The organism is Thalassotalea ganghwensis, assembly GCF_053485795.1.
The window spans coordinates 159893-182719 of record NZ_JBQRUM010000001.1; the positions used below are offsets into that span (position 1 = coordinate 159893).

Consider the following 22827-nt stretch of genomic DNA (forward strand, 5'->3'; position numbering starts at 1 on the left):
AACAGACCCTAGGTTGTGTTTATCTGGCTATACGACCATATCACGTACCAGCAATTGGGCTTCATCAATCGGCGTTAAGTTGTTTGGTTTGGCTATTTCAGCGACGGATAAATCTTGAGGGATGAATGGCTCTAGTAAAGGCGTTAGCTCGGTTAAATCGGTTTGTGGATCAAGCCAACGACTAATACTATTGTCCGTTTGGTTTAAAATAAAAGGACTTGCTTTGGTATGAAAAAGCATCATTTTAGGATGGGGAGGTTTAGTAATAATCGACGTTGATAACATTGGTTTACCCGTCTTCTGGTCAAGCCATTGACGATATAACCCTGCAAATACCAAGGCATTATCTATGGGATAAAAATTGAAAAATCGTTTGGTACGCTTACCGTTATCCAAGGTTTGATTTAATGTTTCGCCGAAACCTGAGGCAACAATGATACAACGTTGATGTTTAAAGGCGTGATACCCGGCAGTGTTTGGTTGTAAAAGCTTATCTGAACGCGTATTAAAACTGGTAAAGCGAGAGGGTTTTAATAAGCCTGCTTCGTTGTTTTCAAGTAATAACCACCAAATAGCATCTTCAAGTGTTCGCTCACTATTTTGTTCTCTTATTATCGAAATGGTTTCAGTCGGACGAATTAACTTTCCTGTGTTTAACGGCGCTATTGGTTTTACGTGAAGTTCTTGCAACAAGGCAATAACAAAAGGATCATCAATAATATTTAGTCTTCCGCACATACGTCGCCATCTTATTATGGTTATTTACCGTAATTCCTTGTTGATTGACCGCAGAAACAAGCGTTAGAAATTATTTCGGGTTGCTCGTTATAGGGTTTCGTAATAATGTAAGTGGTTGGTCATGCAACAAATAGAATAATAGACCTAATACAATAATAAATACCAGCAAAATGGACATTCACCATTTGCAAAAGTCATTCAGGAATTGTCTCATGAAAAACTTTATACCATCACTAGTGGTGGCTGCTGTCACAGTTGCATTAACAGGATGTATGCAATCTGAACAACAAGATCCCAAAGTCACCTTGAATAAAAACCCTTACCCAAGCACCTATCAACCGGTAGCCTCAACGTTAACGTTAATTAAAAATGCCACAGTACTAACCGGTAATGGTGAGCGATTAGAAAATGCTGATGTCTTAATGGATAACGGTAAAATCACTCAGATTGGCACTAATTTAAATGCCGCGAGTGCATCGGTCATTGATGCTAAGGGCAAATGGGTGACTCCTGGCGTTATTGATGTTCACTCACATCTAGGTGTGTATCCAAGTCCATCAGCTGAATCACATTCTGATGGCAACGAAGCGACTCAACCGAATACTTCTGAAGTATGGTCTGAACATAGCATTTGGCCACAGGACCCTGGGTTTCAAACCGCGCGAGCAGGTGGTGTCACCACTATGCAGATACTACCCGGTTCAGCAAATTTATTTGGTGGTCGCGGTGTAACATTAAGAAATGTCCCAAGCCATACCATGCAGGGAATGAAATTTCCCGACGCACCTTACGGTTTGAAAATGGCATGTGGAGAAAACCCTAAACGTGTTTATGGGGGCAAAAAGGTTTCACCTTCAACACGTATGGGTAATGTTGCAGGTTATCGGATGGCATGGGCTGAAGCGACTGAGTATAAGCGAGCTTGGGACAAATATGAAACCGATTATGCACAAGGTAAAAACCCTGAAGTGCCCAAACGGGATATTGAGTTGGATACCTTGAAAGGGGTTTTAGATGGTGAAATATTAATTCACAATCATTGTTATAAAGCTGAAGAAATGGCAATGATGATAGACTTGGGTAAAGAGTTTAACTATCACTCGGGTACTTTTCACCACGCGATTGAAGCATACAAAATAGCAGATAAACTTGCTGAAAATGGTAATTGCGCAGCAATGTGGCCAGATTGGTGGGGCTTTAAAATGGAAGCTTATGACATGGTTCAAGAAAATGTCGCTATTGTTGATGCAATGAAGAACTCTTGTGCTGTTGTGCATTCAGACTCGGCGACGACAATTCAACGTCTAAACCAAGAAGCAGGTAAAATTATGTACCGGGCCAACGAAGTTGGTTTTGATATAAAACCAGAACATGCAATACGTTGGATTACCGTTAATGCGGCAAAATCGCTAGGTATCGATGATCAAACCGGTAGTTTAGAAAATGGTAAAAGAGCAGACGTTGTCATTTGGAATCAAAACCCATTTAGTGTATATGCGCAAGCTGAGCAAGTATTTGTTGACGGTGCCAAAGTGTATGATCGCTTTGATGAGCGTTATCAAGCACAAAGTGATTTTATGTTAGGTCAACAATAAGGGGGCAATAATAATGAGTAAAAATAAACTATTTAAATCATCACTTGTTGCTCTGGCATTAGCAACGTCGTTTGCGGGATGGGCCAAATCAGTAGCCATAACGAATGCAACAATTTATACCGCCTCAGAGCAAGGCGTGTTAACGCAAGCTACAGTTGTCTTTGACAATGGAAAAATTACCGCGATAAATCCAGACCAAATTACTGCTGATGAAATTATTGATGGGCAAGGTAAGATCGTTACACCAGGTTTTATTGGTACCGTTAACCAGCTTGGTTTGGTTGAAGTAGGGGCGGTTTCTCGAACTCGTGACGCTTCTGAGAAAAAAGCTGACATTACCTTTGATCCAAGTCTAGCGTTTAATCCCAAATCGACGTTAATTCCTTATACACGAAAAGGCGGTATTACTAAAAACTTAACGGTACCTGGCGGTGGCGATGACATGTTCAAAGGACAAGCTTTTGTTGCCGACTTGTCAGGTGACTTTGATAGTGTGGTAAAAGAGTCTGCGGCAATTGTTATTGACTTAGGAGCCAAAAGTAAAGGCTCTCGCGCACATGAATTACAGCAACTTTTTGAAAAATTCGAAGATGCACAAAAGAAATTAGCAAAAGCCAAAGAAAAAAGCACTGATAAAGATGATAAAAAAGCAGATGATCCTAAACGCGATGAAAAGCTGATTAATGCCTTGTTAAGCGGAGAAAAACCATTACTCGCTTATGCGCAACGAGCGACAGATTTATTGGCGTTAATCAAATTGAAGCAAACCTTTGGTATTGATGTTGTCATTTCTGGTGCAGCGGATGCGGTATTGGTAGCAGAAGAATTAGCTAAAGCGGAGATCCCAGTGCTAATAAATGCTGTGGGCAATTTGCCTAGCAGTTTTGACTCGCTTCACAACTCATTAGAGAATGCGTCTAAGCTTAAAGCCGCAGGCGTAAAATTAATTTTATCGGTAAGTGGTGATACACACAATTTATATCAACTTCGCTTTAATGCAGGTATTGCCGTAGCGAATGGTCTCGATAAAGACTCAGCAATCGCAGCAATTACCGCAAATGTCGCAGAGGTGTTTGGATTAAATGCAGGTCAAATTGTCGCAGGGAAAGATGCCGATATTGTCCTGTGGAGTGATGATCCATTCGAGTTAAGTTCTAAAGTTGAAAAGCTTTGGATTTCTGGTGAAGAGACAAGCACGCAAAGCAGACAGGATAAACTGAGGGAGCGTTATATGGCTCAATCTACTTTACCTAGGGCTTATATAAAATAGCGTTTTATCATGCCGTATTAAATTAAAAGCAAATTGTTTACTTAAAGATGATATAAACAGTATTAGGTTTTAATTTAAAGCGAATAAAAAAAGGCCGTTAATGTTTTACCATTAACGGCCTTTTTTTATATTCTAATTAATGCAATTAACATTACACATGCTAACTTGTCAGGTAGTGGTTAGAATTTAAATTTGTGCAAATTATTGAGCAGTTCTTCCGAGCGTTTCTCAGTAACCATAACTTGCTCGGTCAGTTTATTGGCTTGCTCTACTGTGTTTGAAGCCAGCTGATCGATACCAACGATTGACTCATTCATTTGCCCTGCGGTGATCGATTGCTCTGTGACGGTAGAGGCAATATCAGACATATGTTCATCGAGTTGAGTTAGTGCGTTAAGCATATTATCAAAAGTACTGTTGATTTGTTCGGTGTAAGATTTACTTTCAATGGCTTCTTGTTGACTCGACGCCATGACGCCACTGGCGTTATTTGCAGCCGCTTGCAAACTGGCAACGATCTCTTGAATATGCCCCGTCGACTCTTGAGTTCTTGACGCTAGCCCTCTAACTTCATCGGCGACAACAGCAAAGCCACGACCTTGCTCGCCAGCTCTTGCGGCTTCTATCGCGGCATTGAGGGCAAGTAAATTCGTTTGATCTGCAATTGAACGAATGACCTCCACTACATCACCAATACTTTTAGTTTCATCAGCGAGCTGATTAACTACATCAGCGGCGGTTTCGGTATGTTCAGCTAAATCATTAATTTTGGTTGTCGCTTGATTAACCATCGCAACCCCTTGTTCTAGGCTGCTTTTTGATTGGCTGGCAATCGCTGATATATCTTCCGCGCGTTCAGCAACATGCTCTGAAGTTTGATGCATTTCAACAGACGCAGCAGACACCATGTCCAATTGTTGCTTTTGGTCTTCAATGAATAGCCTAGCCTCATTAGTGGTGCTTAATGCCGTTTCTGCATCATGTTTAAATTGTACTGCGAGGTTGTCTGACTGTTTAACTAACTGTTGAATTTTTTCAACAAAGACATTGAAGCCTTTTGATAATTGACCGATTTCATCTTCTCGTCTGATATTGATGCGTTGGGTTAGGTCTGCAGAGCCTTCACTGATGTCTGCCATCGCTTTTTGAAGATCTTGGATAGGCTTAAGTTGACGCCTTGCGATCCACCACAGTGATATCGATAATGCGATCATAAATATCGTAATTGAAACAATATTATTGTAAACCGCTTGCACAAATGGTTCATTAATTGATTCTTCTGGCAACATCACTGCAATGTTCCAATGAACTTCTGGTACATCTTGATCGAAAGGCTTAATGAATGCTCGATACTCTTGCCCCTGCCATACCACATTGTGCTCACTTTGTTGATGATTGGTGTAATTGTTCCATAAGGTCGCAAACCCTTGAGCTTGAAAGTCATTGTAAACCTTATCTATATCAGTCGCGGCCAACTCTTCAACGCCTTTTTTTAACATTTGATCTGACATGCTAGGGAAGCTTACCATTGTGCCGGTATCACTAATTACAAACACTTTTAAACCTGAAAAGCGACTCGAAATGTCGGCTAGCTCATTATTTACTTGCTCCAAATTAAGATCGAGTCCACCGGTACCGATAAGCTTTCCTTGCTCATTGAAAAGCGGGGTACGGAAGGTCATCAGTATATTACCGTCTTGATCCCGATAGGGATCGTTTACATAGTGGTTCATTTGGCTAAGAAATTCCTGCCAAAAAGGACGCTTGTTGATGTAGTAATCAGGATCTGAATTTTTACCTTTCGATGAAAAGTATTCCCATGTAGATGTGGTAGTAATAAACACTTCAACGACGGTTGGGTCTAACTTCATTACTTGGTTAAAATAATCGGTGGTTTTTTTCCATTCTGGGAGCTCTGATGGCTGTAAGCCTCGAACTTGTATTGATTCGACACCAGCTAAGGTACCTGGATGAGTAAATATTGCATCTAGCTGATTATTTCGTGAGGTGAGTAGTTGGGTTAATTTATCGGATAGTTGTAATAAGATTCTATTGACTTCATTATCGGTAGCTGACTGCGTTTGTTGCTTAACTTTTGATATTTGAATAAACGCTGAAATGGTTGATATGGCTAATAATGCTATTATTACACCAAATAATAATTGTCGAACTAAACTTTGTTGAATAAAACCCATTGTTACCTCATTAATTGGTTTGTTTTATTGTGTAGCTTTCATGCTAGTTCTCAATCCTTCGGGTTGTTTCTTTTCTAATGTAACCAAAGCATTAACTAATGTGTACCGCTAATTTAGTTATTTCTATTTAACTGGTTAGCGCCGTTTTGCTTATTGATCTCATCAGACCTCTTTGTGTATACAGTATATGGTGTTTTTATTTTGTCTGCATCAACTCAAATTGCTTAAAGATCATAGCGCTAACGGTATATTAAATTTCTAAGACAAAATAAGGCAGTTTCTAAGTCGTTAAAGTCAACTTAGCAAATGTTTGAAAGTTAGTCTAAATACTTTCATGCTATTCTTCACATACAAGCTTATATAAACTACTTGATTATTGATGGTTCGTTTTGAAGTTATATCGCATGAACAATGAGTTTGGTAGTGTTAGCATAGATAAATCCCGTTCGGGTATTGATATCGTTAAGATCATACATTCAAACTGTGAAGCTGAAATTAGTCTATATGGTGGTCAAGTGTTGCACTGGCAGCCAAAAGGGGGGCAAGCGGTATTTTGGTTAAGTAAAAAAGCAAGCTATCAAAGTGGCGGTGCCATTCGAGGAGGAATTCCGATTTGTTGGCCATGGTTCGGTTCTTATTTGAATGAGCGTAATCATGGTTTTGCTCGTCTACAATCATGGCAGGTTTGCGATATTCAGATTGACGCTCAGGGAGTGATTGTAGCGTTAGAATTGTCTGGTCAGCACCAATCACCTGTATGGCCTTATGCATTCAAACTAACGCAAATAATCTCTTTCTCAGAAGTATTTTCTCAGCAGATGCTTATAGAAAACTTATCCGATAGTGATTTTCAATTTGGTCATGCATTTCATAGTTACTTTCGGGTCAGTGATCCAGAAAAGGTTAGGGTAGCTGGTTTAAATACAAGCGATTACGACGACAAAATTACCGGTGAAAAGCACCAAGCCGCGCCCTTAAAAAATTGTAAAGGCCCATTGGATCGTATCTATTACAATAATGATAGGCAAACCATCGAAGATGAGTTATGGCAAAGAAAAATCACAGTCGAATCGACCAATTGCCATCAATGGGTGATTTGGAATCCAGGAAAAACGTTAGCAGATAACATGAGTGATATTCATCCTTCTGGAGAAAAGGAATATGTCTGCTTAGAGGCCGCCAATGTCAAAATGCAAACGGTTAAAAGCGGACAAACTATCGAAGTCTCTCAAAAGGTGACTGTTAATCGACTCTAAGGTGTTTTTTAATTAAGCGATGGGTAAAAGCTGTTTTTAAGTAAAAACCACGAGGTAAGGTCATAAAAGGTTCGCCTTTGTGGTTAAAAGCTTTGGTTTTCTGCGCGGCGTTTGCAGCTTTCGGACGTAATTGTAATACATCGCCATGTTTACCATTTATCTGCTCAACTTTACCTAAAACAATCATATCGGTAAGCTCTTGCCAATCGAGAGCCAATTGAGATTCTTCCTCAGCATCAGGCGACCAAATAAACGGTGTTGCGACGATACGTTCTGCCACGGGAATTTCTCGTTCAGACACCACAGGAACCCAAAGTACTCTTGCTAATTTGTTTTTCAAATGACAATTTTGCCAAACAACGCCTGTTAACCCTGTTAACGGCGCGACACAAACAAAAGTGGTCTCTAGTGGTTTACCATGACGATTAATTGGAAGAGATTTTAATTCAATTCCGAGCTCAGGAAAATCTGGCTCTGGTCTAGAGCCAGCAGTGGCGCCGAGCACATGTTCCAATAGCAAACCTATCCAACCTTTTTCTTTTGTTAGGTTTTTTGGGACTGCTATGTTAGCGCTTTGTGCAATCTCTCCTAACGTTTTACCCGCTAGCGCTTGCGCTCTTGTTAAGAGTTGTTGTTCTGACGTTGGCGCTGGGGTAGTTTTCATATTCAACGTTTGATTCTTCGGCTATTTTTACGATTAGCCGCAAAGTTTACCTTATCTATTGAAAGGAGCCAAAGTGATATCTAGGCTAATTTATTAGCGTAAAACTTATCAAGCGCTATTCGCTCGATAGCAAGCTGATTATTAACATAATATTTATTTGCTCAATTCAACGCTTTATGGAAGAATCACTGTATAACATAAAATGTATTAGAGGTTCCTGTGATAGATGCCGAAGGCTATCGAGCCAATGTCGGCATAGTAATAATCAATAACAGGGGGCAGGTATTTTGGGCTAGGCGATTTGGTCAGCATTCTTGGCAATATCCGCAAGGTGGTGTTGATAATGGCGAATCTGCTGAGCAGACAATGTTTCGAGAGTTGCGGGAAGAGGTTGGTTTAAAGCCTGAGCATGTCAAAATTATAGCGTCGACTAAGCATTGGTTGCGTTATAAATTACCGAAAAGGTTAATTAGACATGAAAGTAAGCCGGTTTGTATCGGGCAAAAACAAAAATGGTTTTTGTTGAAATTAACTGGTGGAGAGTCAGCGGTGAATTTAGCCCACTCAGATCATCCTGAATTTGATGATTGGCGTTGGGTAAGCTACTGGTATCCTGTTAGACAAGTCGTCTCTTTTAAGCGAGAAGTTTACCGCAAGGTGATGAAAGAGTTTGCCCCACATACGATGTCTTTGAGTCGACCCGAAAAGCGTAAAAGACGAAAATGATTATTATTATGTTGAAATTCAATAGCTCACCTTAGGTGAGCTATTGTGTTTTAAAGGTGCAGTTTTTTGCGACTTGGGTTTTATATAAAGGCGATTTTTTTCGAAATGGTTTGTGGCTTCAAATGTTAGCCACATATAACATGGTTTATTGATGAGGTGGTATGCTTACTACATTGCGTCGAATTGTATTAGAGTTTAGTCAAGACACTGAGCTTGATAGCGCACTTTGTCGCATGGTCACACAGGTGAAGCAGGCCATGAATACGGATTGCTGCTCAATATACTTGGCGGAGCATCAACAACAACATTTCATCTTAATGGCTTCTGATGGTTTAGCACCAGACTCTATTGGTCGAACAACTATTGCTTTTAATGAGGGCTTAATTGGCCTGGTTGGTCAAAGAGAGGAGCCTCTCAATATTGTTGATGCACAACAACACCCGCATTTTATGCACGCACCAGAGGTAAAGGAAGAAGCGCTCAATGCGTTTTTAGGCACTCCAATCATCCATCAACGCAAAGTGTTGGGTGTCATATCGATACAGCAAAAAGCGAGTCGAAACTTCAGTGAAAATGAAGAAGCATTTCTCGTTACGTTAGCGGCGCAATTGGCAACCTCATTAGCTAATGTCGAAAATAATGCCTTGATCACGCAACTAAAAACCTATGGTCAAGCTGGAAAACCGTTTTTAGGCATAGCAGGTGCACCGGGCGTGGCAATGGCGCCACTGTTTTTTGCTGAAGTTGTCACTGATCTTTTCAGTGTTGAGTTAACCCATTGTGAAGATATCGAAACGGAACAAGAAAGTTATCAAAAAGCCGTCAATCAAACACTGATTGATTTTAGCGAGATGTCATCGCAACTTGGCAAAATTATTAACGATCAAAGCTTAGATATTTTTGAAATGTATAAGCACTTGCTCGATGACGCGAATATTGGTGGTGAAATTAAGCGCAAAATAGCTGAACAATGGACTGCTGAGAGTGCACTAAAACTCGTGGTATCAAATTATGTCGTTCAATTTGAAGCTCTTGAAGATAGCTACTTGCGTGAAAGGGCATCGGATATTAAAGATTTAGGGAATAGACTATTATCTAATCTTCAATTATTGAATGCGCCCACTCAGGATACCCCAAGCGAATTTATATTACTGGCTAATGACGTTACTGCATCAATGGTAGCTGAATACCAGCATAAAGGTTTAAAAGGTATCGTTTCGCTTACGGGATCAAATAATTCACACGCGGCTATACTTGCTCGGGCATTGGCGATACCCGCAATAATGGGGGTCGAACAACTTGCAATAAAACGACTGGATAAGCAGTTAGCGATAGTCGATGGCTATAGTGGGGAAATATTTGTTTCACCCAGTGATGCAATCGTTAAAGAATATCAGCACTTAATTGCCGAAGAGCAAGCGTTATTTGAACAAGTGCAAACAGTTAAAGAGCTTCCATCAATTACACTAGATGGTAAAGCGATAGAAATACAACTTAATGCAGGGTTAACTCAAGGGTTCGAGCACTCTCGAGATTCTGGCGTTGTTGGTGTCGGCTTATATCGTACAGAAATTCCATTTATGGATAGAAACTGTTTTCCATCTGAATCGGAACAAACTCAACTTTATCAAAGTGTTTTGTCGGCTTTTCCTAAGCAGTCGGTTACCATGCGAACGTTGGATGTCGGTGGTGATAAATCATTGCCTTATTTCCCTATTTTAGAAGATAATCCCTTTCTTGGTTGGCGAGGTATACGAATTACCTTAGATCATCCAGAAATATTCTTAGTTCAAATTCGAGCAATGTTGCGAGCGAATATTGGTCATAATAATCTGGAAATTATGCTACCCATGATAGCCAGTGTTAGTGAGGTTGATGAGGCTAAGCGACTGATTAATCAAGCTTACTTTGAACTAAATAGTGAAATTACCAGTCAAGGCTTACCTGGACTAAAGCGTCCGCGAGTAGGCATTATGATTGAAGTGCCAAGCGTTATTTTTATGCTCAGTGATCTCGCCGATAAAGTTGATTTCTTTTCTGTCGGTAGTAATGACTTAACTCAATACTTGTTAGCGGTTGATAGAAATAATGCGCGAGTGGCAAGTATTTATAGCTCCTATCACCCCGCTGTATTAAGGGCGTTAAATGCTATTGCTCAGCAAGCTCATCAACATTTAGTTCCATTGAGCCTATGTGGAGAACTGGCAAGCGAACCAGCTGGCGCTCTGCTACTATTAGCAATGGGATATGACAAGTTAAGTATGAACCCACACAATATTTTGCGGATTAAGTGGGTGATCCGCCATGTAGAATTAAAGCGAGCTAAAATTATTTTGTCTCACGTGTTGAGTTTTAGCGATACCAAGCAAGTCGTTAATTATGTTAATGAGCAATTAGAACAATTAGGGTTAGGTGGTTTTGTCCGTGCCGGAAATTAAGGTTAATTATGATTGTTAGTGCCATCGGCTTTTGTATGTTACTTGGCTGTGTGGCTGGCTTTCTTGCTGGTTTGTTGGGGATAGGTGGAGGTTTAGTCATTGTCCCTGCTCTCGCTTATTTGCTGCCCAGCATCGGAGTGCAATCTGAACTTGTGATGCCGATGGCCTTAGCCACATCCTTAGCCTCTATTATGTTCACCTCGACGTCAGCGGCTTGGGCGCATCATAAAAATCATAACATTCCATGGGGTATCGCGAGAAAACTAATGGCGACCATAGCACTTGGTGGTTTAATAGGTGCTTATATTGCCGATACCCTATCAAATGAAGCGTTGACGATAATTTTTGCCATTGCCGTGATTGCATTAGCGTCGTACATGTTGATGTCGATTAAAATGTCAAAAGTAAAACCATTGCCTAAAGATAGTATCATTGAGTTGATTGGCTTAGTGACTGGTACATTAGCTAGCCTAATGGGAATTGCTGGCGGCGCGATATTAGTGCCGGTATTAACGTATTATTCAATGCCCATTCGACAGGCTATCGGCACGGCAACCGCTTGTGGTTTTATTGTCGCGACCTTTGGTGCAATTGGCTTTGTTATTACCGGGATCGATCAAGAGCATTTACCTAAATGGAGTTTGGGTTACATCTATTTGCCAGCATTAATTGGTTTTATTAGTACTTCCTCAATGTTTGCACCTCTGGGGGTAAAATGGGCGGCAAAGCTACCCGTAAATACCCTAAAAAAAATCTTTGCTGTCTTTCTCATTTTGGTGGCAATAAAGATGATTTTCAGTTAGCAATTACTGACTGATTTCGGCATAATTTAGGGCAAAATAAAATCATTATCACCCATACTCCAAGGCTTTAAAGGTTAACTATGAAAGCATACTTAGAATTACTCCAAGACGTGTTGTCTAATGGCACGGCTAAAGGCGATCGAACTGGTACAGGTACGGTTTCAGTATTTGGTCGACAAATACGACATAATTTACAAGATGGCTTTCCACTATTAACCACTAAAAAACTGCACTTTAAAAGTATAGCCAATGAGTTAATTTGGTTTTTAAATGGCGATACTAATAACCATTGGTTAAATGATAACGGTGTTCGTATTTGGGACGAATGGGCATTAGACAATGGCGATTTAGGACCAATATACGGTAAGCAGTGGACAGCATGGCCAACCAAAGATGGTGGTGAGATTAACCAAATCGATTATGTTGTTGATACGCTAAAAAACAACCCGAATAGCCGCCGTATTTTGTTTCATGGATGGAATGTTGAGTATTTGCCAGACGAGAGTATTAGCCCTCAAGAAAACGTCAAACAAGGGCGTATGGCACTTCCACCGTGTCATTTGTTATATCAGTTCTATGTGGCTGATGGTAAATTGTCTGGCCAATTGTATATCCGCAGTTCAGATATTTTTCTTGGTTTACCGTACAACATCGCAAGCTTATCTTTACTTGTTCATATGTTATGTCAGCAGTGTGATTTAGCGCCTGGCGAAGTGATTGTGAGTTTTGGAGACTTGCATGCCTACTCAAACCACATGGAACAAATTAACGAGCAATTAAGTCGTGCGCCTAGAGGGTTACCAAAATTGGCGATTAATCGAAAACCAGCGTCAATTTATGACTATAAGTTCGAAGATTTTGAGGTTATTGGTTACGATGCCCATCCTAATATTAAAGCACCTGTTGCTATTTAAAAGAGCATTGCTTTGCTTGTAAATAAGTTGTTGTCGGGTTGAACTAATGAGCTCTTTTATCTAGCATTTTTAGTTAATGAGTTCTTTAATAAGGTTATCAATAGAAATAGGCTTTTCTAATATTTTTGCGTTGACGTTGCTAAGCTTTTCATCCGCTGAGTATCCCGTCAAAATGTAGCAAGATATGGTTATAAAATGTTGGTTAACCCATTCAACGATTTCATTGCCAGTTATTTTGTCACCTAAAGATTGATCGGTCAGTAAAATGTCAATCTTGCATGAGTGTGTAGAAATATATTGTTTAGCTAGCAGGGGATTGTCAAACTTAATGACGTTAGCACCAAGCAATTGCAGTGACTCGCTAAAGATGTCTAATAGTTCAAGTTCATCATCAATTAAGACGATGGTTTTATTTGCGATGTTATAGTTTTTTGTTACGTTTTTCGCTGCAATCGTGTTAGCAGATGTACTTACGATTGGTAGCCACAATCGAAATTCAGAGCCTTGTCCAACAATTGAATTTACCGTTAACCCACAGTGATTATTTACAGCAAAAGCACTAACAACCGATAATCCAAGCCCTGAACCTTGAGATGCTTCCCTTTGGGTATAGAAAGGATTAAATATTTTATCTAACGATTCGCTGGCGATACCTATGCCATTGTCCTTTACTGAAACACAACAGTATTGCATCGCGTATTCAGGTGGACAGAAAACAAAGTCGCTCTTTGGATCAAACTGATGGTGCAGAGAGTTTGTAATGGTTATTTTTCCATGGCCTTCTATCGCTTTTTGAGCGTTTACCACCAAATTTATTAATGAGTCTGTAAAGGTATTTAAATCCGCTTTAATTGTTGCATCAATATTTAGATGAGATTCAAATTTAATATGATTTGGCAGAGCTTCACGATAAAACTTAAGTTCACTCTCGATTATGTGATTGATATTAAACTCAGTAACATTCTCACACTTTGGCCTGGCAAGCGTTAATAACCTGTCAGTGACGTTTTTGGCTCTGGTGATACCTTCCATAATTTTCTGTGCATAATTTTTTTGTTTGGATTTATCTAAGGATCGCTCTAGCAATTCAGCGTTACCAGAAACAATATTCAACACGTTATTCAAATCATGGCAGATGCCAGCGGATAACTGCCCTGCTAGGGCTACTTTTTGAGTGTTTAGAATAAGTTTTTCTTGGTGTTTTCGCTCCGTGATATCGGCAGTAACCACTGAAATAAAGTCAAGTGATTCATCCTCTTTAAAAATAGGCTCAATAGTCAGTAGTAGCCAGATTTCTTCTCCTATAAAGTTTAACGCTGGTGTTTCAAATGTTAGACGCTTTTTATTGCTTTTGACTAATTTTAGTTGTTTGTTGATCAGTTCTTTACAGGTACGAGGGAAAAAATCAAACGGGAAAGCTTTGTTGCTCCAGCTATTATCTAAAGGCAGCTTTAGCATTTGATAACCATTTTTATTCATGTATGTTAAGTTATTCTTTAAATCAATAATTTTGTGGCTTACAGGCGAATGGTCAAGTAGTGCTTCATTACGCTTTTTAAGGGACTCAATTAACAGTTCTGAATGCTTTGTTTTACTAATATCCAAATTGGTGCCGACTATTCGTGTTGGTTCTCCCTGTTCATTACTGAGTATTGTAGCATTAGCCTTAATAAAGCGAACTTGGCCGTTTGGACGAATAATTCTAAATTCCATGTCATAGTTTTCGCCCGTTGCGATTGCTTTTGTTAAAGATTTAGTCGCTTGTTCTTTATCGTCAGGGTGCAGTGCATTTTCCCATAAAGAAACGGTGTTGAGTGATTTGCTCGGGGGATGCCCATAAATATGATACATTTGTTCATCCCAAAACAAGGTGTCGGTTAAAAAGTTCCAATCAAAAATCCCAACGTTTGCTGCTTTGACCGACTCCCTGAGTCTCAAATTTGATTCATCTAAATCTGCTTGGGTTTTTTTTAATTCAGATATATCAACTCCTGTACTGATAAAGTAGTTGCCCATCGGAATGCTTTTCATAAAAAGCGTTTGTTGGGTGCCTTCAAAGTAACTTTCCCAGATGTAAGGTTTATTTTCGGTAAAAATTTTGTCAACAATGGGTTTGAAGGTTTGAGTAGCGTTGACATTGGGGAAAATTTCATCAGTGGTTTTTCCAATGATTTCATGCTTTTCTTTGGCCCAAACCTTCAAAGCTGCGCTATTAGCGTCAACTAAACGCCACGTTTTAATTGAGTTGTCTTGGTTCCGAATTAATTCCCAAATATGAACCTCATCGATGAGGTTGTTAAATAGGTTTTGATAAAGGTTTTCAGTTGAGCGTAGGTATTTTACTTCATATTCTAGCGCTCTAATTCGCTCATTCAACTGTGCTTCATTTATGCTGTATTTAGGCAAAGTTTAATTCCATCTAAACATAGTAAGTTAACTAAATATAGATGAGTAAAAATGAAACTAGCAAATAAAAAGGCGCTATAAACTACAGAGATATCTAATAATCTATAAGTGAATTGGCATTAGGCAAGACGCATCAACCATGCATAGATAAAAACTTCTGGTATAAGGTCTCTTCTGACTCTGGGTGTTCAGGGTCTTTTTCTATACAATCGATAGGGCATACGCTGATGCAAGTCGGTTTATCGTAGTGGCCTACACATTCAGTGCACTTGCTCGCATCTATTTCATAAATATGTTCACCGAGCGAAATTGCTTTATTAGGGCACTCTGGATCACACATATCGCAATTAATGCATGAATCTAAAATTTTTAATGCCATAATACAACCTGTAAGCTAATCAATAGATATGTAGTGAAGGTAGATTATATCAAACATTAGCCTTTACCATCTAGATTAAAATACCGTGCTGGAATGCGACGCTTTTGTTATGTAAATTGCACATAAAAACAAAAGCCTTGCATTCAACCAACAAACGTCGCAACATCTAAAAGACCCTAAAGTGAGGTCTATTACCAATTGAATTAAATATTTATTTCTATTGGTATAATTAAAATAAATAGCTTATTGAGGTAGCTCGTGCAGCAGGATTTAACACTTTTATTAGAACAACAACGTCAAGCGTATCAACTTTGTCCTTATCCAGATTATCATGCGCGTGTGCGTCACCTTGAAAAACTTAAAAACTTAGTGCTGGAAAATCAGCAAGCACTACTCACAGCAATGAGTGAAGATTTTGGCAATCGTAGTCATGATGATTCAAGAATTGGTGATATTTTAACAACGGTGCAAGGCATTAATTATTCACTTAAACAGCTAAAAAAGTGGATGAGACCTGAAAAACGTCATGTTGGTATGCTTTTCCAACCAGCCAGTGCCTTTATTGAGTATCAGCCTAAAGGTGTTATTGGTATTATGGTGCCGTGGAACTATCCGATATTTCTAGCTTTTGGTCCGTTAACCGCCGCATTAGCAGCTGGTAATCGAGCGATGATCAAAATGTCGGAGTTTACCCCAAAAACCAGCGCCTTAATTGCTAGTTTAATCACGCGTTATTTTGATGAAAAGCATGTCTCGATTGTTGAAGGAGACGCAAAAGTCGCGGCTGAATTTTCAACATTACCTTTCGACCATTTATTTTTCACTGGTTCAACTGCCGTCGGTAAACTTGTTATGAAAGCGGCCTCACAAAACTTGGTACCAGTGACGCTTGAACTTGGCGGTAAGTCACCTGCGATCATTGATGATGAAATTGATATTAAGGTTGCAGCACAACGATTGATTATGGGAAAAACGCTTAATAGCGGGCAAACCTGTGTCGCACCAGATTATGTGCTTTTACCGAAAGGGAAATCACAGGCTTTTACTGAGGCCTTACAAAGATTATTTACTTCGATGTTCCCAACTATTGATAATAACGTTGATTATACCAGTGTCGTCAACGACGCTCAGTTTCAACGATTAATGCGGTTGATAAATGACGCCCAAAAAAAAGGTGCGCAAGTAACCACACTGGCATCTTCCGAGCAATGTCTGAAAACTCGGCAATTACCGTTAACATTACTTACTAATGTTTCTGACGATATGGAGGTCATGCAAGAAGAAATTTTCGGTCCACTATTGCCGATTGTTGAATATGACTCGCTAGAAGAAGCCATCGCTTATATTAACCGAGGTGATAGACCCTTAGCACTTTACATTTGTAGTTTTAATCAAGCGACTCAAGGTTTGATTTTGAAAAACACCCATTCGGGTGGCGTATGTATTAACGATGCTTCAGTGCACGTTGGTGTTGAAGATTTGCCGTTTGGAGGGATCGGTGCTTCAGGGGTGGGCAATTATCATGGTGAAGAAGGTTTTAAAGCTTTTTCACATGCGAAATCAGTCTTTAAACGTGGGCGATTTAGTGTCGCGAATCAGCTATTCCCACCTTATGGGAAAATAGTCCATAAGTTAGTTTACAAATTATTTATTCGGTAGAGCAACACTAGCCCGCGAGAAAAATAGCGGGCTAGTGTTGCGCCAAACTGCATGCTTACTTAAGGTGTACTTTGCGACACAGGTTGCTGAGCGAATGGGTGACGTGTTGTACCACCTTCATCCAAATAACGCATCAAAATGGCAAAGTCTAAAGGTAATTCACTCGCGAGTTCGATAAAAACTGTATGACCAGAGCCTTTCGCATCGTCAATTGGCTCTTGCTTTTTATTTACCATGTGTTTTAGCGTAAAGGTTATATTTCCGTTTGGCGTCATCAGTTCCAACTGGTCATTGACGAGGAATTTATTTTTCACCGCGATTTCTACCAAGCCAGTGTTTGGATCTCGACCTATGACTTCACCGACAAATTGCTGGGTGTCACTCTTTGAGTAACCGTAATCGTAGTTCTGTGTATCACTTGGACGATGACGTTGCAAAAAGCCTTCAGTATAACCACGGTGCGCTAAATGCTCTAAATCTGTGTTTAAGCGTTGATTAAAAGGCTTATTATTTAACGCATCTTCAATTGCTTGGCGATAAATTTGTGCCGTACGAGCACAATAATAAAATGATTTTGTTCGACCTTCGATTTTTAATGAATGGACGCCCATTTTCACGAGACGCTCAACATGTTCAACAGCTCGCAAGTCTTTGGAGTTCATAATATAAGTACCATGCTCGTCTTCAAAAGCAGGCATGTATTCACCTGGGCGTCCTTGTTCTTGAAGTAATACGATATCATCTACAGGCTTTTGCTCTGGCACAAAGGTTTCTACAGAGGTTGTTGCAATAACATCACCGGTTTCTGTTTCAGATGCTGGGTGCGCATCATATTTCCAGCGGCAGGCGTTAGTACATGTGCCTTGGTTCGGATCTCGTTTATTAATATAGCCTGACAATAAGCAACGGCCAGAATATGCCATACATAGTGCGCCATGAACGAAAACCTCAAGCTCCATTTCTGGTACTTGATAGCGAATTTCTTCAATTTCATCTAAAGAAAGCTCTCTTGATAAAATAACGCGTTCAACCCCTTGTTGTTGCCAAAACTTAACGGTCGACCAGTTGACGGCATTCGCTTGAACTGATAAATGAATTGGCATATCAGGAAACTTTTCCCGAACCATCATAATTAAACCTGGATCAGACATGATCAGAGCATCTGGTTGCATAGCGATAACCGGCTCAATGTCCTTGATGAAGGTTTTTAATTTACTATTGTGTGGTGCGATATTATTGACTAAGTAAAACTTTTTACCGAGTTGGTGCGCTTCATCAATACCAATTTTAATGTTTTCTAAACTAAACTCGTTATTTCTGACGCGAAGCGAGTAACGCGGTTGTCCCGCATAAACGGCATCAGCGCCATAGGCAAATGCGTAACGCATATTCTTGAGGCTTCCAGCCGGAGATAAAAGTTCTGGCTTAAACATAATGAAACACCACCAATAGTGAAAAATCGGGCGCGGATTGTAGCAGAATTATCGCTTAAATTCTACGCGAAAGAGTCACAAATAGTAGGTTAACCTCAATTGAACAAAATCGACGTTTGTCGATGGTGTTTTCACTAGAGCCTGTTTAACTTCGAGGCTTTTTGCAGTACTTGATAATGTTGTTAGACAAGGAAGAACGGTTGTCGTCTGGTAATTCCAAATAAGTTAGCGATAACGAAGTAAAAAGACATCATAAAAGCTGTTTTAGGATTCATTTAACAGCATTTTTAGGTGTTGTTACTCGCGCTGTGCGTATAAAAACTATCTGTATTACAACTGGCATGATTAAAATGTAGTTAATTCGAACAAAAATCACCCGGGATAGGTCGGCACGCGCTAAAATAACTGAAGAAAAAGCTAGGTTATTGAGCAATTTGTGCTATTTTTTTAATAGGAAATTACAAAAGAATAAGGTCACTCTATGGGAACCGAAAATGCTCTGTACACCATATTAGTCGAAAAAATAAAACAAGATGCACTTATCTTACCCACCTTGCCTGAAATCGCTCTAAAAGTTAGAGAAGCAGCGGACGACCCTGATGTTAATTTACATACCATGAGTGATATCATAGGACACGATCCAGCCTTGTCTATGGGAATGCTGAAGGTAGCCAATAGCGCGATGATGGGGAGAAGTATTAAAGTAGAAACGGTTAATCAAGCGGTTACTCGGATCGGGTTACGTCAAATAAAAAGTATTGCGACAGCAATGGCGTTAGAGCAAGTTTTTGTTTCTGAGAATGAAATTGTCGCCATGTATTTAAAAAAATCTTGGGCTAAGACGGTAGATGTTTCATCGGTTGCTATTGCGTTAATGACGCTTTATCTGCAACGCAATAAACATAGTCATTTAGCAATGGATACCTTGACACTTGCAGTGCTAGTTCACAATATTGGTGTCCTGCCAATTTTAAAAGAAGCAGAAAATCATCCCGATGTTTTTGCTAATCCAACATTTTTACAGCAGGCAATAAACAAGTTATCAACTGATATTGGCGCAGAAGTCACCAGAGCCTGGGGCTTTAGTGACGAGTTTACTGAATTAGTCAAGAGTTGGAGTGACCTGACGGTTTTACCTTCACAGGTACATTACCTTGATTTTATTCGAGCAGGGGCCATTAAAAATAACGTCTTTAAAAACGAGTCAACCAAAGAAGTATTGTTAAATAGTTATGTAAGTAAAGGGATCTTACCTGAAATTGACTTTATGGATTCACAAGAGTTTTTAGATGTGTTTGCTGATGTGAAATCTATGTTCACATAACGTAAGTATGGACCTTAACTAAAGGTGTTAAGGCCCATACTTTAAAGACACTTTTTAAGAGAGCAGAGCGTAACTATGATTCTAAGTAATCGCTTGCTTTTTGTGAAAACGTCGCTAACAAATCATTGATCATACGATTTAATTCCCCGGCCATTAGGGCGAAATCTGCATCTAATCGCGCGACAACATCATCTTTATCGATGTCTTCGTTTTGCTCGTGTAAAACATCAAAAAACTTCACGCGTTTTATTGCTAAATCGTCACACAAAATAAACGAAATCGCATCGTCCCATTCAAGCGCCGTTTTAACAACGAACTTATCAGCATCAAGATGGTTTTTCATTTCCTCACTGGTAAGGTCTTGGTTTTTTACACGGATGATGGCGCCATCATCACCTAAGCCATGAAGTTCTGCTTCCATACCAAGTTGGAATGGTTCAGGTAAATTACCTTCAGTCAACCAGTCGGTCATTATTTCATCAGGCGCTCTTTCTGGAGAAACTGAAGTAACGGGCAACGTACCAAGCACTTTGCGTAACAGCGCAAGAAAGTCTTCTGCCTTACTGCGACTACTGGTGTTAATGACGATGATATTTTCTGAAGGACTTATATAGGCGTGCGTGTCTGTAACGCGAGAAAAAGCGCGCGGAAGTAATTCAAAAATAATATCTTCTTTAAATTGCTCTTTTTCTTTTTTAGTTGCTGCTCGCCCTTGTTCATTTTGTAAATGTGCTATTTTTTCATCAAGCATATCTTTGATCACAGGGGCTGGCAGAATCTTTTCTTCTTTTCTTGCACATAGCAAAAAGTTGCCGTTTGCTGCATGAACCGGGCTATGACCGTGTTTACCTAAAGCATTTACCCAACCAAAGTGCGACATTTCTGTTGAACCACATGGGGTAAATAGATGCTCTGAAAGGTTTTTTTCGAGCTCTTTTTCTGACCATTCAAAAGGTCGTGTGAAGGCAAAAAAGTATAGGTTTTTAAACCACATTTTATTATTCCTTTACCCAGTCATTAGGGCGCTTTAGCAAAAGGGGCTTATGTTAACTCAAAAGTCAGATTGGGTCATCATGATTAAAGCGTATTGTCCGGATAAGTTCGTTTGTTCTACGTGAGTAGTTATTGCATGTCATCAAACTCAATATCAAAGTGTAGCCCTTCTCCTGGATTCGAGCGGGCAACAATTTTTCCACTCAACGTATCAACGACTAAATTATGGACAATATGGGTGCCTAAACCTGTACCTCCTTGACCGCCTTTTGTGGTGTAAAAGGGTTCAAATAAATGGACAAGTTGTTGCTCTGATACACCGACACCATCATCAAAGAATTGAATATGAACACGGTCGTTTTGTTGGCTAATATCGATGGTTATCTCACCTTGCTCCTTAGTTTCTAAACCATGAGTCAGTGAATTAACAATTAAGTTAGTAAAAATCTGAGAAATAGCACCAGCATGGCAAAATATTTCAACCTTCTCTGGGCAGATGACATTTATTTTGTGGGGAGTACGTTTAATTTTCGGCTCGAGTGAATGAATGATTTCATTAACATACTTACCGAGGTCAATTTGACGAATTTTGTCACTGGTTTGATCTACAGCAACTTGTTTATAACTCGAAATAAGATCAGATGCTCGATTAAGATTTTTTAATTGCAAGTCAATTGACTGTTGCGCATTTGCAACAAAATGCTCAAGCGCCTTTTTACTGAGTTTATTCTCTTCGATATCTTTTTGTAGCTGTGTTAGTAGATCCGCCAAGTATGTACTCGAAGTAATAGAAACACCAATAGGAGTATTCACTTCATGAGTAACTTCCGCAGACAAACTGCCGAGTATTGCCATTTTTTCTGCTTCTAATAGCCTTACTTGCGCTTTATTGAGCTCATCTATCGAGTTTTTCAACTCTTTATTGGTTTGGGTCAGTGTTTTTTCTGTTTGGCTGCGTCTCGCGTTTTCAGCTTTGAGTTTACTTTGTTGCTCGAGTAATTCACGTTGCTGAGTTTCCATTTTAAGCATCGTGGTACTTAGTGAAGAGGTCTTACGGGCAACTTCTTGCTCGAGCATCAGGTTTTGTTCGTCAAGTTTGTTATTGGTGTTGATGACTTCTCGTTGCGCGCTAGCAAGTTCCTCTTTGTGCCGCACAAGCTCATTAATGAGATTATTGTATGAATCCTGCAAGATAGTAAGCTCATTATTTTCATAATTAATAATATGAAGTTTGGAAGCCTCTGGATCATCAACGTCAAACTGGTTAATTTGCTCAGTCAATTCATTTAATGGATTGGTGAGTAGCTTATTAAAAGCAATGGTAAATAGAAAAACCAGTGCAGCGGTCTTAACCATGGCATTGCCGATAAGGAAGTAAATGCCAACCTCTATTCTATCGAATATTACTTGGTTACTTGAAAGCAGGGTCACAGAACCTACTTTTGTCGTCCGTCCTGAGAATTCAAAAATTAGTGAAAAGGTATGACCGAATAAACCGCCTGAAGTAGTTTGGATGTTTTGGTAATTATTATCGTCTTCAAGTTGATACTCAGTACTATCGTTGACTTCACCAAGCTGTGTGATCACTTGGTTGTTTTCATCCGTTACCCTGATACCTTTGATCATCGGGATATCAACTAAACCTTGGGCGATGTCAACTGCTTGTTGAGTATTTAATTCCCATACTGCACGAGTCAAACTGCTACTAAAGGTTCTTTCGATGGTCAGTAATTCACGTTTAATGTGGTCTTTGGTATTGATGTACTCTGCACCGATTTGGACACAAGTGACGAGAAAGGTCAGCACAAAATAGAATGATAAGACTCGCGTTAATAATGTACGAGATAGACTGGTAACTTTCATTAAACGTTTCTTTTTTTTGAGGTCTTCCTATGATTCTAGCGTTTTTATGCATTGATTAAAGTTTTTTTTATGATTAATAAAGGTTATTTGCGGCTAAACTAAAATGTTTGTCAGTTTTTCTACTATAGTGTATGCAAGGTGTTTTTCTTATTTATGTCATTGATATGTCAT

At 39.5% G+C, this 22827-nt stretch carries 17 protein-coding genes; 9 read left to right on the top strand and 8 right to left on the bottom strand.

Annotation, left to right across the window (positions count from 1 at the left end; translation table 11 throughout):
- Positions 1–27: 27 nt before the first annotated feature.
- The gene (locus tag ACSLUH_RS00710) at positions 28–738 is read right to left on the bottom strand and encodes an SOS response-associated peptidase family protein (protein WP_448563553.1); all 711 of its coding nucleotides are present in this window, start codon (positions 736–738) and stop codon (positions 28–30) included.
- A 212-nt stretch (positions 739–950) separates the two neighbouring features.
- On the opposite strand from ACSLUH_RS00710, the gene ACSLUH_RS00715 reads away from it, so the two are divergent.
- The gene (locus tag ACSLUH_RS00715; RefSeq protein WP_448563555.1) at positions 951–2333 is read left to right on the top strand and encodes an amidohydrolase; all 1383 of its coding nucleotides are present in this window, start codon (positions 951–953) and stop codon (positions 2331–2333) included.
- Positions 2334–2346: 13 nt separating this feature from the next.
- The gene (locus ACSLUH_RS00720; RefSeq protein ID WP_448563557.1) at positions 2347–3603 is read left to right on the top strand and encodes an amidohydrolase family protein; all 1257 of its coding nucleotides are present in this window, start codon (positions 2347–2349) and stop codon (positions 3601–3603) included.
- A gap of 179 nt (positions 3604–3782) precedes the next feature.
- Here the strand turns inward: ACSLUH_RS00720 and ACSLUH_RS00725 are convergent, their stop codons facing one another.
- Complete coding sequence (locus tag ACSLUH_RS00725; RefSeq protein ID WP_448563559.1) at positions 3783–5798, bottom strand: methyl-accepting chemotaxis protein; 2016 nt, start codon at positions 5796–5798, stop codon at positions 3783–3785.
- A gap of 404 nt (positions 5799–6202) precedes the next feature.
- Here ACSLUH_RS00725 and ACSLUH_RS00730 point away from each other — a divergent pair, with 404 nt between their 5' ends.
- The gene (locus ACSLUH_RS00730) at positions 6203–7054 is read left to right on the top strand and encodes a D-hexose-6-phosphate mutarotase (protein ID WP_448563561.1); all 852 of its coding nucleotides are present in this window, start codon (positions 6203–6205) and stop codon (positions 7052–7054) included.
- On the opposite strand, the gene mutH is transcribed toward ACSLUH_RS00730, so the two are convergent.
- On the bottom strand, positions 7041–7718 hold the full coding sequence (mutH, locus tag ACSLUH_RS00735) for a DNA mismatch repair endonuclease MutH (RefSeq protein ID WP_448563563.1): 678 nt from the start codon (positions 7716–7718) through the stop codon (positions 7041–7043). The two genes, ACSLUH_RS00730 and mutH, sit on opposite strands and share 14 nt — an antisense overlap.
- A 219-nt stretch (positions 7719–7937) precedes the next feature.
- Here mutH and rppH point away from each other — a divergent pair, with 219 nt between their 5' ends.
- The 4 genes from rppH to ACSLUH_RS00755 all read left to right on the top strand — a co-directional run bounded on the left by rppH (position 7938) and on the right by ACSLUH_RS00755 (position 12599).
- Complete coding sequence (rppH, locus tag ACSLUH_RS00740) at positions 7938–8444, top strand: RNA pyrophosphohydrolase (protein ID WP_448563565.1); 507 nt, start codon at positions 7938–7940, stop codon at positions 8442–8444.
- 161 nt (positions 8445–8605) lie between these two features.
- Entirely contained in the window at positions 8606–10882 is a 2277-nt protein-coding gene (gene ptsP, locus ACSLUH_RS00745; protein ID WP_448563567.1) for a phosphoenolpyruvate--protein phosphotransferase, read from the top strand.
- Between the two features lie 8 nt (positions 10883–10890).
- Positions 10891–11685, top strand: a complete 795-nt coding sequence (locus ACSLUH_RS00750) for a sulfite exporter TauE/SafE family protein (protein ID WP_448563569.1) — start codon at positions 10891–10893, stop codon at positions 11683–11685.
- An 80-nt stretch (positions 11686–11765) separates the two neighbouring features.
- A complete protein-coding gene (locus ACSLUH_RS00755; protein WP_448563571.1) occupies positions 11766–12599 on the top strand; it encodes a thymidylate synthase in 834 nt (277 codons plus the stop codon).
- Positions 12600–12668: 69 nt separating this feature from the next.
- Here ACSLUH_RS00755 and ACSLUH_RS00760 read toward each other — a convergent pair whose 3' ends face one another.
- Together ACSLUH_RS00760 and ACSLUH_RS00765 are read right to left on the bottom strand one after the other, a co-directional pair.
- Complete coding sequence (locus ACSLUH_RS00760; RefSeq protein ID WP_448563573.1) at positions 12669–15005, bottom strand: PAS domain-containing protein; 2337 nt, start codon at positions 15003–15005, stop codon at positions 12669–12671.
- Positions 15006–15138: 133 nt separating this feature from the next.
- The gene (locus tag ACSLUH_RS00765) at positions 15139–15384 is read right to left on the bottom strand and encodes a YfhL family 4Fe-4S dicluster ferredoxin (RefSeq protein WP_448563575.1); all 246 of its coding nucleotides are present in this window, start codon (positions 15382–15384) and stop codon (positions 15139–15141) included.
- Between the two features lie 258 nt (positions 15385–15642).
- On the opposite strand from ACSLUH_RS00765, the gene ACSLUH_RS00770 reads away from it, so the two are divergent.
- Positions 15643–17043, top strand: coding sequence for a coniferyl aldehyde dehydrogenase (locus ACSLUH_RS00770; protein WP_448563577.1), 1401 nt, complete (start codon positions 15643–15645; stop codon positions 17041–17043).
- A gap of 59 nt (positions 17044–17102) precedes the next feature.
- Here the strand turns inward: ACSLUH_RS00770 and trhP are convergent, their stop codons facing one another.
- Positions 17103–18476 carry a prephenate-dependent tRNA uridine(34) hydroxylase TrhP gene (trhP, locus tag ACSLUH_RS00775; protein WP_448563579.1) on the bottom strand — a complete coding sequence of 458 codons (1374 nt, stop codon included), beginning with the start codon at positions 18474–18476 and terminating at the stop codon, positions 17103–17105.
- Positions 18477–18957: 481 nt separating this feature from the next.
- On the opposite strand from trhP, the gene ACSLUH_RS00780 reads away from it, so the two are divergent.
- Positions 18958–19800 carry an HDOD domain-containing protein gene (locus ACSLUH_RS00780; RefSeq protein ID WP_448563581.1) on the top strand — a complete coding sequence of 281 codons (843 nt, stop codon included), beginning with the start codon at positions 18958–18960 and terminating at the stop codon, positions 19798–19800.
- 73 nt (positions 19801–19873) lie between these two features.
- Here ACSLUH_RS00780 and rdgC read toward each other — a convergent pair whose 3' ends face one another.
- Both rdgC and ACSLUH_RS00790 read right to left on the bottom strand, forming a co-directional pair.
- Entirely contained in the window at positions 19874–20794 is a 921-nt protein-coding gene (gene rdgC / locus ACSLUH_RS00785) for a recombination-associated protein RdgC (protein WP_448563583.1), read from the bottom strand.
- A 128-nt stretch (positions 20795–20922) separates the two neighbouring features.
- Positions 20923–22656 carry a sensor histidine kinase gene (locus ACSLUH_RS00790; RefSeq protein ID WP_448563585.1) on the bottom strand — a complete coding sequence of 578 codons (1734 nt, stop codon included), beginning with the start codon at positions 22654–22656 and terminating at the stop codon, positions 20923–20925.
- Positions 22657–22827 lie beyond the last annotated feature (171 nt).

Coding starts and splice junctions, on each gene's coding strand:
- ACSLUH_RS00780 (WP_448563581.1), top strand. CDS start 18,958: ATGGGAACCGAAAATGCTCTGTACACCATATTAGTCGAAAAAATAAAA.
- ACSLUH_RS00755 (WP_448563571.1), top strand. CDS start 11,766: ATGAAAGCATACTTAGAATTACTCCAAGACGTGTTGTCTAATGGCACG.
- ptsP (WP_448563567.1), top strand. CDS start 8,606: ATGCTTACTACATTGCGTCGAATTGTATTAGAGTTTAGTCAAGACACT.
- ACSLUH_RS00715 (WP_448563555.1), top strand. CDS start 951: ATGAAAAACTTTATACCATCACTAGTGGTGGCTGCTGTCACAGTTGCA.
- ACSLUH_RS00750 (WP_448563569.1), top strand. CDS start 10,891: ATGATTGTTAGTGCCATCGGCTTTTGTATGTTACTTGGCTGTGTGGCT.
- trhP (WP_448563579.1), bottom strand. CDS start 18,476: ATGTTTAAGCCAGAACTTTTATCTCCGGCTGGAAGCCTCAAGAATATG.
- mutH (WP_448563563.1), bottom strand. CDS start 7,718: ATGAAAACTACCCCAGCGCCAACGTCAGAACAACAACTCTTAACAAGA.
- ACSLUH_RS00790 (WP_448563585.1), bottom strand. CDS start 22,656: ATGAAAGTTACCAGTCTATCTCGTACATTATTAACGCGAGTCTTATCA.
- ACSLUH_RS00725 (WP_448563559.1), bottom strand. CDS start 5,798: ATGGGTTTTATTCAACAAAGTTTAGTTCGACAATTATTATTTGGTGTA.
- ACSLUH_RS00720 (WP_448563557.1), top strand. CDS start 2,347: ATGAGTAAAAATAAACTATTTAAATCATCACTTGTTGCTCTGGCATTA.
- ACSLUH_RS00765 (WP_448563575.1), bottom strand. CDS start 15,384: ATGGCATTAAAAATTTTAGATTCATGCATTAATTGCGATATGTGTGAT.
- rdgC (WP_448563583.1), bottom strand. CDS start 20,794: ATGTGGTTTAAAAACCTATACTTTTTTGCCTTCACACGACCTTTTGAA.
- ACSLUH_RS00710 (WP_448563553.1), bottom strand. CDS start 738: ATGTGCGGAAGACTAAATATTATTGATGATCCTTTTGTTATTGCCTTG.
- ACSLUH_RS00730 (WP_448563561.1), top strand. CDS start 6,203: ATGAACAATGAGTTTGGTAGTGTTAGCATAGATAAATCCCGTTCGGGT.